The organism is Gordonia westfalica (genome assembly GCF_900105725.1).
Taxonomy (GTDB): domain Bacteria; phylum Actinomycetota; class Actinomycetes; order Mycobacteriales; family Mycobacteriaceae; genus Gordonia; species Gordonia westfalica.
This window is the reverse complement of sequence record NZ_FNLM01000034.1, coordinates 1,874,080-1,887,849: the sequence shown is the minus strand read 5'-3', so window position 1 is coordinate 1,887,849 and position 13,770 is coordinate 1,874,080. Positions and strand designations below refer to the sequence as shown.

The 13,770-nt window shown below is 68.9% G+C and carries 15 protein-coding genes; 8 read left to right on the top strand and 7 right to left on the bottom strand.

Annotated features, from left to right (window positions below):
* Position 1 precedes the first annotated feature (1 nt).
* Positions 2 to 1,183 (top strand): ABC transporter ATP-binding protein, encoded by a 1,182-nt coding sequence (locus BLU62_RS13970; protein WP_074850114.1) that lies wholly within the window; start codon positions 2 to 4, stop codon positions 1,181 to 1,183.
* A 28-nt stretch (positions 1,184 to 1,211) separates the two neighbouring features.
* Here the strand turns inward: BLU62_RS13970 and BLU62_RS13965 are convergent, their stop codons facing one another.
* Together BLU62_RS13965 and BLU62_RS13960 are read right to left on the bottom strand one after the other, a co-directional pair.
* Positions 1,212 to 2,069 (bottom strand): ParB N-terminal domain-containing protein, encoded by an 858-nt coding sequence (locus tag BLU62_RS13965; RefSeq protein WP_074850113.1) that lies wholly within the window; start codon positions 2,067 to 2,069, stop codon positions 1,212 to 1,214.
* Complete coding sequence (locus tag BLU62_RS13960) at positions 2,059 to 2,748, bottom strand: metallophosphoesterase family protein (RefSeq protein WP_074850112.1); 690 nt, start codon at positions 2,746 to 2,748, stop codon at positions 2,059 to 2,061. Before BLU62_RS13960 ends, BLU62_RS13965 begins: the two co-directional genes overlap by 11 nt.
* 58 nt (positions 2,749 to 2,806) lie before the next feature.
* Between BLU62_RS13960 and BLU62_RS13955 the strand changes: the two genes are divergently transcribed.
* The 3 genes from BLU62_RS13955 to BLU62_RS13945 are packed head-to-tail and all read left to right on the top strand — an operon-like array spanning position 2,807 to position 4,434.
* Positions 2,807 to 3,397: a suppressor of fused domain protein gene (locus tag BLU62_RS13955; protein WP_074850111.1), complete on the top strand. Its 591-nt coding sequence runs from the start codon at positions 2,807 to 2,809 to the stop codon at positions 3,395 to 3,397.
* 36 nt (positions 3,398 to 3,433) lie between these two features.
* Positions 3,434 to 4,204, top strand: a complete 771-nt coding sequence (locus tag BLU62_RS13950) for a HemK2/MTQ2 family protein methyltransferase (protein WP_074850110.1) — start codon at positions 3,434 to 3,436, stop codon at positions 4,202 to 4,204.
* A gap of 17 nt (positions 4,205 to 4,221) precedes the next feature.
* Positions 4,222 to 4,434: a CDGSH iron-sulfur domain-containing protein gene (locus BLU62_RS13945; RefSeq protein ID WP_074852900.1), complete on the top strand. Its 213-nt coding sequence runs from the start codon at positions 4,222 to 4,224 to the stop codon at positions 4,432 to 4,434.
* A gap of 31 nt (positions 4,435 to 4,465) precedes the next feature.
* Here the strand turns inward: BLU62_RS13945 and BLU62_RS13940 are convergent, their stop codons facing one another.
* From BLU62_RS13940 to BLU62_RS13930, 3 genes are all read right to left on the bottom strand, one after another.
* Positions 4,466 to 5,566: an iron-containing redox enzyme family protein gene (locus BLU62_RS13940; protein WP_074850109.1), complete on the bottom strand. Its 1,101-nt coding sequence runs from the start codon at positions 5,564 to 5,566 to the stop codon at positions 4,466 to 4,468.
* Positions 5,567 to 5,679: 113 nt separating this feature from the next.
* The gene (locus tag BLU62_RS13935; RefSeq protein ID WP_074850108.1) at positions 5,680 to 6,324 is read right to left on the bottom strand and encodes an HhH-GDP family DNA glycosylase; all 645 of its coding nucleotides are present in this window, start codon (positions 6,322 to 6,324) and stop codon (positions 5,680 to 5,682) included.
* A gap of 38 nt (positions 6,325 to 6,362) precedes the next feature.
* Entirely contained in the window at positions 6,363 to 7,451 is a 1,089-nt protein-coding gene (locus BLU62_RS13930) for a magnesium and cobalt transport protein CorA (RefSeq protein ID WP_074852899.1), read from the bottom strand.
* 54 nt (positions 7,452 to 7,505) lie between these two features.
* Here BLU62_RS13930 and BLU62_RS13925 point away from each other — a divergent pair, with 54 nt between their 5' ends.
* Positions 7,506 to 8,126 carry a MarC family protein gene (locus tag BLU62_RS13925; protein ID WP_074850107.1) on the top strand — a complete coding sequence of 207 codons (621 nt, stop codon included), beginning with the start codon at positions 7,506 to 7,508 and terminating at the stop codon, positions 8,124 to 8,126.
* A gap of 50 nt (positions 8,127 to 8,176) precedes the next feature.
* Positions 8,177 to 9,127 carry a type 2 periplasmic-binding domain-containing protein gene (locus BLU62_RS13920; protein WP_074850106.1) on the top strand — a complete coding sequence of 317 codons (951 nt, stop codon included), beginning with the start codon at positions 8,177 to 8,179 and terminating at the stop codon, positions 9,125 to 9,127.
* Between the two features lie 3 nt (positions 9,128 to 9,130).
* On the opposite strand, the gene BLU62_RS13915 is transcribed toward BLU62_RS13920, so the two are convergent.
* Together BLU62_RS13915 and BLU62_RS13910 are read right to left on the bottom strand one after the other, a co-directional pair.
* A complete protein-coding gene (locus BLU62_RS13915; RefSeq protein WP_074850105.1) occupies positions 9,131 to 9,961 on the bottom strand; it encodes an SDR family NAD(P)-dependent oxidoreductase in 831 nt (276 codons plus the stop codon).
* A 35-nt stretch (positions 9,962 to 9,996) separates the two neighbouring features.
* Positions 9,997 to 11,550, bottom strand: a complete 1,554-nt coding sequence (locus BLU62_RS13910; protein ID WP_074850104.1) for a flavin-containing monooxygenase — start codon at positions 11,548 to 11,550, stop codon at positions 9,997 to 9,999.
* A gap of 75 nt (positions 11,551 to 11,625) precedes the next feature.
* Here BLU62_RS13910 and BLU62_RS13905 point away from each other — a divergent pair, with 75 nt between their 5' ends.
* Both BLU62_RS13905 and BLU62_RS13900 read left to right on the top strand, forming a co-directional pair.
* Positions 11,626 to 12,261 carry a TetR/AcrR family transcriptional regulator gene (locus BLU62_RS13905; protein WP_074850103.1) on the top strand — a complete coding sequence of 212 codons (636 nt, stop codon included), beginning with the start codon at positions 11,626 to 11,628 and terminating at the stop codon, positions 12,259 to 12,261.
* Between the two features lie 65 nt (positions 12,262 to 12,326).
* Positions 12,327 to 13,724, top strand: a complete 1,398-nt coding sequence (locus tag BLU62_RS13900; RefSeq protein WP_074850102.1) for a hypothetical protein — start codon at positions 12,327 to 12,329, stop codon at positions 13,722 to 13,724.
* The last annotated feature ends 46 nt before the right edge of the window (positions 13,725 to 13,770 follow it).

The following is a 13,770-nucleotide window of genomic DNA, read 5'->3' as shown; positions in this document are numbered from 1 at the left end:
CATGGCAGACATCGTTCTGGACAAGGTCACCAAGCAGTACCCGGACGGCTCCACGGCGGTCCACGGAGTGGACATCGAGATCGCCGACGGCGAGTTCGTGATCCTCGTCGGCCCGTCCGGTTGCGGGAAGTCGACGACGCTCAACATGATCGCGGGCCTCGAGGACATCTCCTCGGGTGAACTGCGGATCGGCGGGGAACGCGTCAACGAGCGCGCACCCAAGGACCGCGACATCGCGATGGTGTTCCAGAGCTATGCGCTCTATCCGCACATGTCGGTGCGCGAGAACATCGCCTTCCCCCTGACGCTGCAGAAGCTGTCGAAGGACGAGATCGCCGCCAAGGTCGACGAGGCCGCGCGCATCCTCGATCTCGGCCAGTACCTCGACCGCAAGCCGGCCAACCTGTCCGGCGGTCAGCGCCAGCGTGTGGCGATGGGCCGCGCGATCGTGCGCTCGCCCAAAGCATTCCTCATGGACGAGCCGCTGTCGAACCTCGACGCCAAGCTGCGCGTGCAGATGCGGACCGAGATCGCGCAGCTGCAGCAGCGTCTGGGCACCACCACCGTGTACGTGACGCACGACCAGACCGAGGCGATGACCCTCGGCGACCGGGTCGTCGTCCTGCGTGGCGGTCACGTCCAGCAGATCGGTACGCCCCAGGAGCTCTACAACAACCCGACCAACGTCTTCGTCGCCGGATTCATCGGTTCGCCGGCGATGAACTTCCTGTCGGGTCGCCTCGGTACGGATGGCATCGAGACCGCGATCGGCACGATCGCCCTCGACGACCATCGCGCCGTGGTGTCACGGGCCGGTGACGTCGGGAGCAGCGGTGAGGTTCTCATCGGCATCCGCCCCGAACATCTCGAGGACGCATCCCTGGTCGACGACACCACACGCCGGCACGGCGCGACGTTCACCGCGAACATCGACGTCCTGGAATCGATGGGCTCGGACATCTACGCCTACTTCGGCATCGGCAACGGATCGAACCGGGCGTCGAGCGATGCGCTCGCCGAACTGTCCGCCGATTCCGGCGCCGACCTCGGCGGCAATCAGCTGATCGCCCGCCTGTCGCCGGACTCGAAGGTGACCCGCGGTTCGACCGACGAGTTGTTCTACGACGCGTCGAAGGTGGCGGTCTTCGATCAGAGTTCGGGAGAATCGCTGCGCCGCCGCTGATTCCGGTCCTCGACTCGCTGCGCGACCACTACCGCCGTCTACGGAGGGAGTGGTTGCGCAGTTCGTCGAAGACCTTCTCGTCCCAGATGTGCCTGCGCACCAGGCGATATCGTTCGCAGGCCACCCACATGTACAGTTCCGCGTCGCTGGTCAGGTCGTCGCGGATACCTGCGCGCCGGGCCATGCGGACGACGGGCAGGAACTCCTCACCGAACCAGCGCCGGGCGACCTCGGTGCGGCTCAGGAACTCACCGACCTCCTGGGAGAGCCGAAAACCCCACGCCTCCACGTTCTCTGCGAGCTCGGCGTAGTCGAACGGGTCGGTCAGGGTGATGGCCTCGGCCTGTGAGCCCTCGAGCGGCACCCGCGACAGGAACAGCCGGCGGTGATCCTTGAGGATCAGGTCCGACGGTGCGTTGATGCCCTCCGGCGAGATACGCGTGTGGATCTCGGTCACATAGGCGTCGATGGTGGTCAGGCCGCGCGCGATGGCGATCGACACGCGGTGGTGGCCGTCGATCACGAAGTGCATCGAGCCGACCCGGTAGAGCTGGACCGGCGGCACCGACTCACCGCGACGTTGCGCGGCCGCGATTCGCTGCCACCGCTCCCGCAGCCGCGACGAGGTGGGGCGGAAGTAGCGGTCGAAATCCTTGGTGCGGTCGACACTTCCGACGATCGAGGACACCTCGACGACCTGGAGTCCGAGGACGGTCTTGCCCGTGGCGCCGAGCGCCGCGACCACCTCGTCGAAGGGCAGGATGGTGTTGACATCCGCCGGCTGGCGCGTGAACCACTGTGCGAGACGGGCACGTTCGGCCTGGCGGCGTAGCCTCGCGAAGTCGTATCCGGCGTCGGCGTCGGGGAATCCGGTGTCACGCGCCATGTCTGCGCCTCACGATCTCGACCTTCCTGGTCGCGGGATCGATGTCGAACTGGCAGAAGCCCACGACGTTCATCGACGTCGTCGCCTCGCCGATCGGGAGATCACGCGGCCGGCTGCCGTAGGGATGGACGTGGCCGTGCACCAGCAGCGTCGGGCGCAACGAGCGCACGAGCGGGTGGAAGCAGTCGAAGCCCCGGTGCGGGGTGTCGTCGCCGTCGCCGACGCCGCGTGCGGGGCTGTGGGTGAGGAGGATGTCGGTGCTGACGGACCTCGACAGCACGCTCGCGCAGCGCAGACGCATCGACCGCAGACGTTGCTGGGTGTCGGTGTACTGGTTGGTCCCGCCGTTGTAGCAGCGGCTGCCGCCGAGACCGCTGATCCGCAGGCCGGCGACCGTCACCGTGCGCCCGTCGGCGTTGATCCCGCCGCGCGGACCCGGGTCCTCGGTGGGGAGACCCGCACGCGTCCAGCCGGTGCGTCCGCGGTGGTAGCCGCGGAGCTCACGGTCGTGGTTGCCGGGCACGTAGACACACGGTGCGTCGCACAGCGAGGAGAGGATCTCGAGATAGTCGAAGGGGAGGTCGCCCGCCCCGAGGATGAGGTCGGGGCGCCCCTCGATGCCGACGCCGAAGGTGAGAGAGTCCACCACCTCGTCGGCGACCGCCAGAACCCGGACCATTGCTCCAGGCTAGACGAGGGCTCAAATCGGTCGCAGTCTTCTCGGTAGCCTGTCGGACGTGACTGAAGCGGTGACCGACCTCGTCGGGAGACATCTCAGGGAGCGGCTCGGCGCCGAACCGCAGCGGGCGTCGGTGACGTTCCTCGGCGTGGAGCCGATCGATGTGCTGCGGTTCGTGCTCGACGATTCCGGCCCCGGTGAGCTGGTGTACGTCACCTCCGGGTGCGCGCGCCATCCGATGACCGACCCGACCGACCTCCACGCCGACCCGGTGCGCGGGCCCCGGGCCGAGCTGGTGGTGCGTATGCGGGCGGGGTCGCCGCTCCCGGGCCTGCACAAGCGACTGGCGACGCTGGCCGCCGCACCCGCGGTGGAAGGACTGATCCTCGACGCCGATGCCCTCGTCGATCTGGGTGAACCGCTCTGGGACGGTGCCACCTGTACGGCGGTGCTGCTCACCTCTGACGACCTGGGCGAGGTCGAGCTGCCCGACCCGATGGACCCCGTCCGTCTGCTCCGCGCGGTGCCGATCACCGCGAACGAGGCGGCCTGGGTGCGTCTCAAGGGGGCGGACGCCCTGCGTGACGCCTGGCGCGAGGCCGGAATCGACGTCACCGAACCGAATCGGGCGTCGGCCACCCCCGGCTGAGGTTTCGCGAGCACCGCCCGAGGGAACGATCCTCTGGTGACGCTGACATCCGCATCGCTCGCCTCGGCGCGAGTCCCTGACGCCCTTTCCGGGGTCGCCACCAGCACGGTCGGCGAGGTCTATCTGCCGCAGCAGGACACCGAACTCCTCATCGGCCTGGTACGTGCACAAGGCGTGGACGGCAAACGCGTCCTCGACCTGTGCACCGGCAGTGGGGCGATCGCTGTCGCCGCTGCTCGCCGAGGTGCGGCGGAGGTGACCGCGGTCGACGCATCCGCCGATGCCGTCGCGTATGCGCGTCGGGCCGCGAGATCGGCGGGGGTGTCCGTCCGGGTCGAACACGGCGATCTGACCCGCCACGTGGGGAAGTACGACGTCGTGACCTGCAACCCGCCCTACGTGCCGACGCCGCCGGTCTCCGACCCCCGATACCACCCGGCCGGGCCGTCGCATGCCTGGGACGCGGGCCTCGACGGTCGTGCGGTGCTGGACCTGCTGTGCGCGCACGTCCCGACGCTCCTGCGTCCCGGCGGGGCGTTCCTGCTGGTGCACTCCGAATTCGCCGACGAAGAGGCATCTCTCCGCAGCCTCCGGGCCGGCGGATTGACCGCCGAGATCGTCGCCGAGCGGTACATTTCGTTCGGTCCGGTCATGACCGCCCGCGCCGAATGGCTCGAGGAACGCGGACTGCTCGAATGCGGATGCCGCGTCGAGCGTCTGGTCGGGATCGCCGCCGTCGCGCCTGCTGACGAGCTCGACGGGGAGTCGTCCGAGCGTCACACCGCTGACACGGAGAAGTCGGCGTGACCCTGGAGGACGTTTCGGTGACCGGCACACAGGACAGCAAACGCACGGCGGTGCGGGTGGTTCGTGGGGGACCGGTGCTCGTCGAGGGCCCGGTCGACATCGAACTCCCCGACGGTTCCCATGTGCAGTCCGACCGGTTCATGGTCGCGGTCTGTGCGTGCGGCCGCAGCAAGAACTACCCGCTGTGCGACACCAGCCACCGCAAGCGCCGCAAGCGTACGGCCGACTGACCCCACCGGCGACCGACCCGCCCGGGAACTCTCAGATCCCGGGGAAGGCGCTCTCGCCGCGCTCCCACGCGCCCATCACGTGCGCGTCGAGCGCGTCCTCGACGAACAGGAAGGCGCGGATACCGAAGATCACGTCGGCCTCGGTGTCCGGCGCGGAGCGGACGAGGTCGCCGACGACGTCGGTGCGCAGGATCTGCTCGTGGACCGCGTCGGCCTCGACGTGTTCGCGGTAGAAGTGCCGGCACGCCTCGGGGGCGTCGAGTCGTGAGAGTCCGGCCAGGAGCCGCTGGGATCCGGGTGGTGAGGTGATCTCGGTGGCCGCGAGATGGCCGACCGCGGCGCCGCGGTACCGGCGGTGCAATCCGAAGAGCGACATGAGGTTCACCGGGGTCAGCGCGACGCCGGGGACGGTGTCGAGGTAGCCGAGGTAGTCGGCCGAGAGATCGGACGCACGCAGCAGGTCGGCGAAGAGTTCCTGATGGACCGCGTCACCGCGACCGCCGCCGAACTCGTCGAATTCGACTGCCACATAAGCGGCTTTGGCGTGGCCGCGCAGCCGCGGGATGGCCCACGCGTGCGGATCGGCCTCCTTGAGGTGGTACAGCGACCGCAGCGCGAACAGCTGCCGGAACTGCTCCCACGTGCCGTTGTCGCGCAGGTGGTACGACGCGCCGTCGCCGTCGGGGTTCTCGATGCAGAGTTCGTCCATCTCGGACTCGGCGGTGTCGTCGGCGGTCGCCGCGGGCACGTCTCGGTGCAGCGCGTCCAGGAAGCGTCGTTCGAGACCGGCGCGCAGGGACAGCAGCTCCGGCTGCCACTCCCAGGCGGCGTCGGCATCGGCGAATCCGACGTAGTGCATCTCGTAGCAGAGATACAGCGCCAACTGCAGGTCGTCGCCGTACGGGTCGGTGGAGAACAGGTCTGTGGTGAACAGGTCTGTGGTGAACAGGTCTGGGGTGACCAGGTCTGGGTCCTGCAGCGCCGCGCCGACCCTGCCGGGCCGCGCTGCGTCGGGATCGCCGCGGAGCAGGTCGATCACCGTCCGGGAGAGCGGACCGCGGGCACTGGGCAGCGTCGGCCCGCGAAAGACCCCGTCCGTCGTCGGATCGGTTGCAATCGCCTCAGCTGACACCAGTACTCCTCCCGTTCGTGGTCCGCAGTGGACGCGCGGCCGTCCTCGATTGCCCGACGACGGCGCGCCTCAAACCTGGACGTCCGTCGCCGCCCTCCCAGGATAGGCCCGCGCTACCCGGCCCTGAGCTCGTCGAGCAGGTCCTTGTCGAGTGAGACCCGCACCAGGGCCGCGGCGAGGGCCTCGGGCCTGCCGTCGGCGAGATCGGCGAGACGCGCCGGGTCGTCGGGGAGGCCGAGTTCCTTCGCCGCCGACAGCGCTCGCTTGTCGAAATGCGGTGTGACCCAACCCCACACGGACTGCACCTCGCGCAGGAAGATGTCCGCGCCGACCGGGCCGATGCCGGTGAACTCCTGCAACAGCGTCGAGGCCTCGTCCGGGTCGGAGCCGGCCTTCTCGGCGAGTCCGCGGAGATCCCCGTGATAGTCGTCGACCACCTTCTGCCCGGCCTCGCCGAGGCGCGTCGCCGTGCTCTCGTCGTAGCGCTTGTAGTGCCCGCGGCCCAGCGCGTCGACGAGGCTCTGCCACGACGCCCCGGCCATCTTCTCCGGGGTGCGAAAGCCGGAGGCGAACAGTTCGCGGGCCGCGGCGACCGCGATGTCGGCGGAGATCCGAGTGCTCAGCAGGAGCGACAGGACCAGGAGCTCGAACAGTGGGGCCGGCGTGTCCTTCAGCGTGATCCCGGCCTCGTCGGCGTAGGTGCGTCCGGCCCGTTCGAACAGGGCCTTCACGGTGTCGTCTGTCTCGGTGGTGCTCATGCCCACCGACTACCCGACGCGGCGATCGGGCAATCGCCTCACAGCCAGTGGCTGCGCCGGAACACCACGAACAGCGCGCAGCACACCGCGACCAGGACGCCGAGGACGACGGGATAACCCCAGGTCTGGTGCAGCTCGGGCATGTGGTCGAAGTTCATGCCGTAGATCCCGGCGATCATCGTGGGCACCGCGGCGATCGCGACCCACGCGGAGATCTTCCGCATGTCGGTGGACTGCTGGATTCCCACCTTCGCGGCACCGGCCTGCAGCAGCGAGTTCAGCAGTTCGTCGTATTCCAGCACGCGTTCGATCACGGTGGTGAGATGGTCGGCGACGTCGCGGAGGTGCCGACGGATCTCTTTGGGGACCAACGGGTTACCGCCGGCGGTGAGGCTCTGCAGCGGCGCCGACAGCGGGGTGACGGCGCGTCGGAGCTCGAGGACCTCCCGCCGCAGCAGATACACCGGGTCGATGTCGAGCCACCGCTTCTGCCGGCTGAACACCGACTCCTCGATGGCCACGATGTCGACGTCCATGCGTTCGGTGACCGCGAGGTAGCTGTCGACGACCTTGTCGGCCACCGCGTGCAGCACGGCCGTCGGACCGAGCGCGAGCCGCTCGGGCCGGCTCTCGAGACTCCGCCGCAGCCCCGACAACTCGGTGTGCTCGCCGTGGCGCACCGTCAGGACGAAGTCGGGTCCGGCGAACACCATGATCTCGCCGGTCTCGACGACCTCACTGGCCTTCGCCATCGACTCGTGTTCGACGTACTGCACGGTCCGCAGCACCAGGAACTGGGTGTCGTCGTACACCTCGAGCTTCGGACGCTGATGTGCGTGAACCGCGTCCTCGACGACCAGTTCGTGCAGACCGAACGTCGTGCCCACATCGGTCATCTGAGAGTCGTCGGGCGAGTGCAACCCGACCCACACGAAACCCTCACCCGACGCGCGGACCTGGGCCAGCGCGTCGCGATAGCTGATGCGCCCCGGCTGGCGGTGACCGTTGACGTAGACGGCACAGTCGACGACGGCCCGTGCCGCGGGGACCGGGACCTTCTTCGGCGACGGCTGCGCCTCCCGGCGCGGCGGCAGGCCGCGCGGGCCGGACCTGGGGATCGTCGCCACGTTCGCCGATGGTACCCGCGGGGGCACGGCCGTCTTTCCCAGTAGGATCTCGGCGTGCCTTTCGACGTCACCGTGTACACGACCACGTTGATCACGCTCATCGTCATCATGGACCCGCCCGGACAGATCCCGTTGTTCCTGAGTCTCGTCGGGCAGCGCTCACCCGAGTACCGGCGCCGCGCCGCCTTGCAGGCGCCGCTGGTCAGCCTGCTGGTGATCAGCGTGTTCGCGATCGGCGGCAAGGCCATCCTGAACTATCTGCACATCGGCATCCCGGCCCTGCAGGGTGCGGGCGGGCTGCTCTTGCTGCTGGTGGCGCTGCAGTTGCTCACCGGCCTGGGCAACGCCGCCAATCCGAAGGCATCCGACGACGTCAACGTGGCACTCGTGCCGCTGGGAACCCCGCTGCTGGCGGGGCCGGGCGCCATCGCCGCGGTCATCGTGCAGGTCAGCAGTGTCGAGGGGGAAGCCGCGGGGTATCTGGCCATCGCCGCGGCCATCATCAGCGTGCACATCGTGGTGATGCTGGTGCTGCGCTACTCGACCGTCCTGATCCGCGTGCTGGGCGTCGGCGGGATCACCCTGCTGGCCAAGATCGCGGGTCTGTTGCTCGCCGCGATCGCTGTGCAGCTCATCGCGAACTCGATCATGGGATTCGTCGCCGAGGGTGTCTGACCGCGGAGGCACACAGCAGATACGGGGCACACAGCAGATACGGTGGCAGCGTGCGTAAACGTCTCGTCCGTAAGCGTCTCCTGGTGGTCACCGGGCTGATCGTGGCACTGGCCGTCGTCCTCGCCGGGTGCGGCGACGAAGCCGGGTCGCCGCCGCGCGGCATCGTGATCGGCTCGTCGGACGACGCGGCGATGCGGGTGATGGCCGAGGTGTACGCGGGTGCCCTGCGCAATGCGGGTTCCGTCGTGTCCGCCGATCAGCTCCGCGGCGACGACGCGGTGCTGCTCGGCGAGATGGATCGCGCGGCACTGGACCTCTTCCCGGCCTTCACCGGGGATCTGCTGACGATGCTGGCCCCGTCGTCGACCGCGGTCGGCGCCGAGGACGTCTACGTCGAACTGAACCGATCGCTGCCGCAGGGTGTTTCGGTGGGGGACGAGACCCCGGTCTCCGGCGCGCCGCAGATCTTCGTGTCGACGACCCTCGCCGGCAGCGTCGGGGCCACCGGTCTCGACGACTGCGGGCTCCTCCCGCCGGGACTCCCGGTGGTCGCCACCGCCGACCCCGATCCGGCGACACTCGACGCGTTCACGTCGGCGGGGTGCCGTCTGGGGGCGGTGGAAACGGTCGACACCACCGACCAGGCGCTCCATCGCGCGGCGGAGGGGACCGCGGTCGGCCTCCTCACACCGCTCGACATCGCGGGGGAGGACGCCGAGGGGGCGTCGTCCGACGTTCAGGCACTACGCAATTCGTCCGGTGGCGGCGACACCGCCGACAACCCCTCGGACGGCCCACCCGCCGAACAGTCCGGACCGCGCGCCGAGGTGCTGGTGCCCGTCTTCCGGTCGGCCGCGCTGAACCGTGACCAGGTGAAGACCGTGAACAAGGTCGCCGGCGAGATCACCACGGCCGACCTCGCCACGATGGCGGGCGAGGTCGAGACCGGCAGTGATCCGCGTGATGTCGCGCTGGAGTGGCTGGCCGAGCACGGCCTGTAGCAGCTACTTGGCCTTCGACAGCGCCCAGCCGGTGGCCTTCGCCGAGACCCACTGGTACTTCGACGCGACGATGCGCACCGCGAGGTCGAGGATCTTGGCGTCGGCGCCGACGAGGATGCGCGCCTTGTTCTTTCGTACGCCCGCGATGATCACGTCGGCGGCGTCCTCACTGGTCATCCTGGCGAGATAGCGGTCGAAGAAGTCCGCGGTGGACTTCTGGTCGTGATCGCCGGACACGGTCGCGTTGCGGGCGATCGCGGTCTTGATACCGCCCGGGTGCACACAGGTCACCTCGACCGGGTGCTTGGCGATGATCATCTCCTGGCGCAGCGCCTCGGTGAACCCGCGGACGGCGAACTTCGCCGAGTTGTACGCGGCCTGACCGGGTTCGGCGAGCAGGCCGAACAGCGACGAGGTGTTGACGATGTGGCCGTCGCCGGAGGCGATGACGTGGGGGAGGAACGCCTTGGTGCCGTTGACGACTCCCCAGTAGTCGACGTCCATGACGCGCTCGATGTCCTTGAACTCGGTGCGTTCGATCTCGCCGTGATGCGCGATGCCGGCGTTGTTGAAGACCACGTTGACCACGCCGAAGTGATCCTTGACGGTGTCGGCGTAGGTCAGCACGGCCTCCCGCTCGGCGACGTTGAGCAGTTGCGAATGCACCTCTGCGCCGGCCGCTTTCACGAGACGCTCGGTCTCCGCCAGGCCGTCGGGCGTGACGTCGGAGATGGCGAGGCGGGCGCCCTGCCGGGCGAGTTTGACGGCGATGTCGCGGCCCATGCCCGAACCGGCACCGGTGATCACCACGACCTTGTCGCGAAAGTCCTTCATGAGTTCTCCTCGAATCTTCCTCGGTGGGCCGGGTCTCAGGCGTTGACGGCTGCGGGCTGGTCGGCTGCCGACGCGTCCTGTCCGGGAGCTGCGACCGCCGGGCGTCGTGCGCCGCGGCTGACATCGTATGCGGCGATGTCGAATCGTCGGGTGGTGTTGCGGAAGGCGAACGTGAACCCGGGCCACAGCGTGGTGATGTTGCCGTTGGCGTCCTTGTACCAGGAGGCGCAGCCGCCGTTGACCCACACGCTGTTGCGCAGCTTGTGCTGGATGCCCGCGTTGAACTCCTGCTGCGCCGAGAGCTTCACCTCGGTGCGGTTGATTCCCTGCGCCCGAACGGTTTTGAGGTAGTCGACGAGGTAGTTGAGCTGCGACTCGATCATGTACACCATCGACGTGTGGCCGAGTCCGGTCGACGGTCCGACCATCAGCATCATGTTCGGGAAGCCGTGCACGAACGAGCCCTTGTAGCCCTGCATGCCGATCTCGGCCCAGACGTCGGCCAGGCTGCGTCGGTCCTTGCCGACGATCTTGCCGAAGACCGGGGAGTCGGTGACGTGGAAGCCGGTGGCGACGACGATGACGTCGACCTCGCGGGTCGTGCCGTCCTTGGCGACGACGCCGTTCGCGGTGATGCGCTCGATCCCGTCGGTGACGAGGTCGACGTTGGGTCGGGCCAGGGCGGGATACCAGTCGTTGGACCGCAGGATGCGCTTGCAGCCCACCTGGAAGGTCGGGGTGGCCTTGCGACGCAACTCGGCGTCGCGGCCGATGCCGCGCAGGATGTTGGCGCGGCAGAGCAGTTCGACGGGCTTGAGGGCCGTGGGGGAGTAGGTCAGGCCGAAGGCGATGACCTCGTTGGCGGCGTAGATCCCGCCGCGGACCGCCGACTGGTAACCCGGCACGTTCTTGTAGGCCCAGTGCTCGACCTTGCTGTAGGCGCGCTCGGTCCGGGGCACGATCCACGGCGCGGTGCGCTGGTAGACGTCGAGACGTGAGGTGACCTTGGCGAGCTCCGGGACCAGCTGGATGGCCGAGGCGCCGGTGCCGATGACCGCGACGCGCTGTCCGCTGAAGTCGTGGTCGTTGTCCCAGCGGGCCGAGTGGACGATCTTGCCCTCGAAGGAATCGATGCCCTCGATGTCGGGGAGGTTCGGCTCGCAGAGCGGGCCGACGCCGCCGATCAGGACCCGGGCGCGGACCTGTTCGGTGGTGCCGTCGCGTTCGGTGTCGATGATCCAGCGAGCCTCGTCCTCGTCCCAGGCGGCGTTGGTGACCTCGGTGCCGAAGCGCGACCGTGCGGCGATGTCGTGGCGGGCCGCGACGTCGTTGATGTACGCGTGGATCTCCGGCTGGTGCGAGTACGAGCGCGACCAGGTGGGGTTCTTCGCGAACGAGTACGAGTACAGCTGCGACGGCACGTCACAGGCGGCGCCGGGATAGGTGTTGTCGCGCCACGTGCCGCCGAAGTCGCGACCACGATCGAGGAGGACGAAGTCGTCGAAGCCGTTCTGCCTCATCCGGATGGCGGCACCAAGCCCCGAGAAGCCGGCCCCGATGATGGCGATCTCTACATCGTTCGTTGTCATGGTGTCACCATAGGGGTGATACTGAACACGTGTCAATAGTTATTGAACAAGACTCAATAGGAGTAGTCTGGCCGGGTGACCAGTAGAGGGACGGCAGCCGCGCCGGTGATCGAGGACAAGCGAACCGCATCCAAGCGCACCCGGATGAGTCCGGAGGCCCGTCGCGACCAGCTCCTCGAGTTCGGTCTGGAGATGGTGCGGGACCGACCCCTCGAGGAGATCACCATCGACGCCATCGCCGACGCGGCCGGGGTGTCGAGGGCTCTGCTGTTCCATTACTTCGCCTCGAAGCAGGACTATCACGTCGCGATCGCCCAGGCCCAGGCCGATCGGATGCTGGCCTGCACCGAACCGGACGAGTCCCTCGGCGACCCGATCTCCATCCTGACCGCGTCGATGGCGGCGTTCGTCGACTTCGTCAGCGAGAACCGTTCCGCGTACACGGCACTGATCCGTGGGGCGTCGAGCTCGGACCCGGCGATGCGTGACGTCTTCGATCGCACCCGGGAGGTGATGGTCGCCCGCGTTCTCGATCACGCGCCCGCTTTCGGTGTCGAGGTCACGCCGACGGTCGTGCTGAGCGTGCACGGGTGGATCGCGTTCGTCGAGGAGACGACGATCCGCTGGCTCACGACACCGACGGTGACCCGCGAGGAACTCCTGGGTCTGATCACCGCAGCCCTTCCCGCGGTCGCCGCCTCCGCGTCCTAGACTCTCCACGGGGACAGTCGGGGCGATGGCGTCGACCGCGAGGTCGATCGCAGTGAGGTGGACGAATGGTGCTCTTGTCACGGCCGGGCACGGATGACGACCGGAACGGGAGACTGGCCACCGACGACGCGCCGTTCTGGTTCGCCACCCCGGCCCTCGGCTGGTCGGTGGTCCTGCAGGTGGTCTGGATCTTCGACGACGAGGTCTCCCTCGAGGCGCTGACCGCGATGAACGCGGCGCTCGCCCGCGGACGCATGCACCGGATGCTGGTGCCGTCCACCGTGTACGGCTCGCGTCCCCGCTGGGTCCCGGCACCCGACGCCCCCGGCCTGACCGTGGACTCCCGTCCCGTTCCCGATGCCGGCATCGACGCCTGGGCGACCGCGGAGATGTCGACGGTCCCCCTCGACGCCGAAGGTGGCCGCTGCTGGCGTCTGCGCTCCACACCCACCGAATCCGGCGGCACGGTGTTGTCGCTGTGTGCCCTGCACGTCGTCACCGACGGACGGGGCATGGTCGCCGCGGCCGCCGAGGCCGCCGGTGCGGCCGGCGTACCCACCGCGGTCGCGGCCGAGCGGATCTCGACGCCGAAGGCCGGTGCGCCGGCATCCGGCCGTCGTCAGCGGCTCGCCGACACCGTTGATGCATTCGCGCAGGCCGGCGCCGTCGTCGCCGGGGTCTTCCGGGCAGCGGCCGAGAGCCGCAAGGCCTCGGGGCTGGAACCGGACCCGCGTCCCGAGCGTCCCCCGCTCGCCGAGCGGTCCCCGGCGGCGAAGTTCACCTGGGCGACCGCGTCGATTCCCGCCGGCGAGTGGGACCGCGTCGCGGCCGAGCACGGCGGCACCTCCAACACCCTCTTCATCGCGGTCGTGAGCGGACTCCTGCGGTCCAGCGGGCGCTCACCGCTGGGAACCCCGATCAAGGTCGGCGTCCCGGTGGATCGGCGCGAGGGAGAAGAGGACACCAGGACCAACGCGATCGCGGGCGTCTCGGTGTTCCTCGCCGACGAGCCGGTCCCCGGCGGTGACCTCACCGGGGTCCGGGCCGCCTGCAAGGCGGCATTCGTGCGACTGTCCGAAGGGCGTCGCGCGCCCCACATCTACCTGCGCCCGCTGGCCTGGTTCCTCCCGCCGTCCGTGCTGATCAAGCTCGTGGGCGGCGGCGCAGGCAAGGGTATGCCCGACGCGGTGATCTCCAACATCGGCGACGTGACGCCGGAGTCCACCGTCGTCGGCGGCCGAACGGCGCGCCGGATGGTGCTGCGCGGCATGACGCAGGGCGTCGACCCCGCGGCCGGTCACCGATTCGGCGACGGCGTGCAGTCGTGGCTGCTCCGAACCGCCGAGCAGGTGTCGTTCACCGTCCTCGGCCTCGATGACGAGGCCTTCTCCTCCGACGCCGTGCTCCGGGACCTCCTCGGCCGCGAACTCACGGCATGGGAACTCCCGCACGACATCTGGTGATGTCCGAACAGCAGGAGGCCCCTGCCGGATGATTCCGGCAGGGGCC

What these genes read in the sequence shown, in the direction of transcription:
- BLU62_RS13960 (WP_074850112.1), bottom strand. Translation starts at nt 2,748, where the DNA reads ATGGTCCGGGTTCTGGCGGTCGCCGACGAGGTGGTGGACTCTCTCACC.
- BLU62_RS13900 (WP_074850102.1), top strand. Translation starts at nt 12,327, where the DNA reads ATGGTGCTCTTGTCACGGCCGGGCACGGATGACGACCGGAACGGGAGA.
- BLU62_RS13970 (WP_074850114.1), top strand. Translation starts at nt 2, where the DNA reads ATGGCAGACATCGTTCTGGACAAGGTCACCAAGCAGTACCCGGACGGC.
- BLU62_RS13965 (WP_074850113.1), bottom strand. Translation starts at nt 2,069, where the DNA reads ATGGCGCGTGACACCGGATTCCCCGACGCCGACGCCGGATACGACTTC.
- BLU62_RS13935 (WP_074850108.1), bottom strand. Translation starts at nt 6,324, where the DNA reads ATGAGCACCACCGAGACAGACGACACCGTGAAGGCCCTGTTCGAACGG.
- BLU62_RS13910 (WP_074850104.1), bottom strand. Translation starts at nt 11,550, where the DNA reads ATGACAACGAACGATGTAGAGATCGCCATCATCGGGGCCGGCTTCTCG.
- BLU62_RS13915 (WP_074850105.1), bottom strand. Translation starts at nt 9,961, where the DNA reads ATGAAGGACTTTCGCGACAAGGTCGTGGTGATCACCGGTGCCGGTTCG.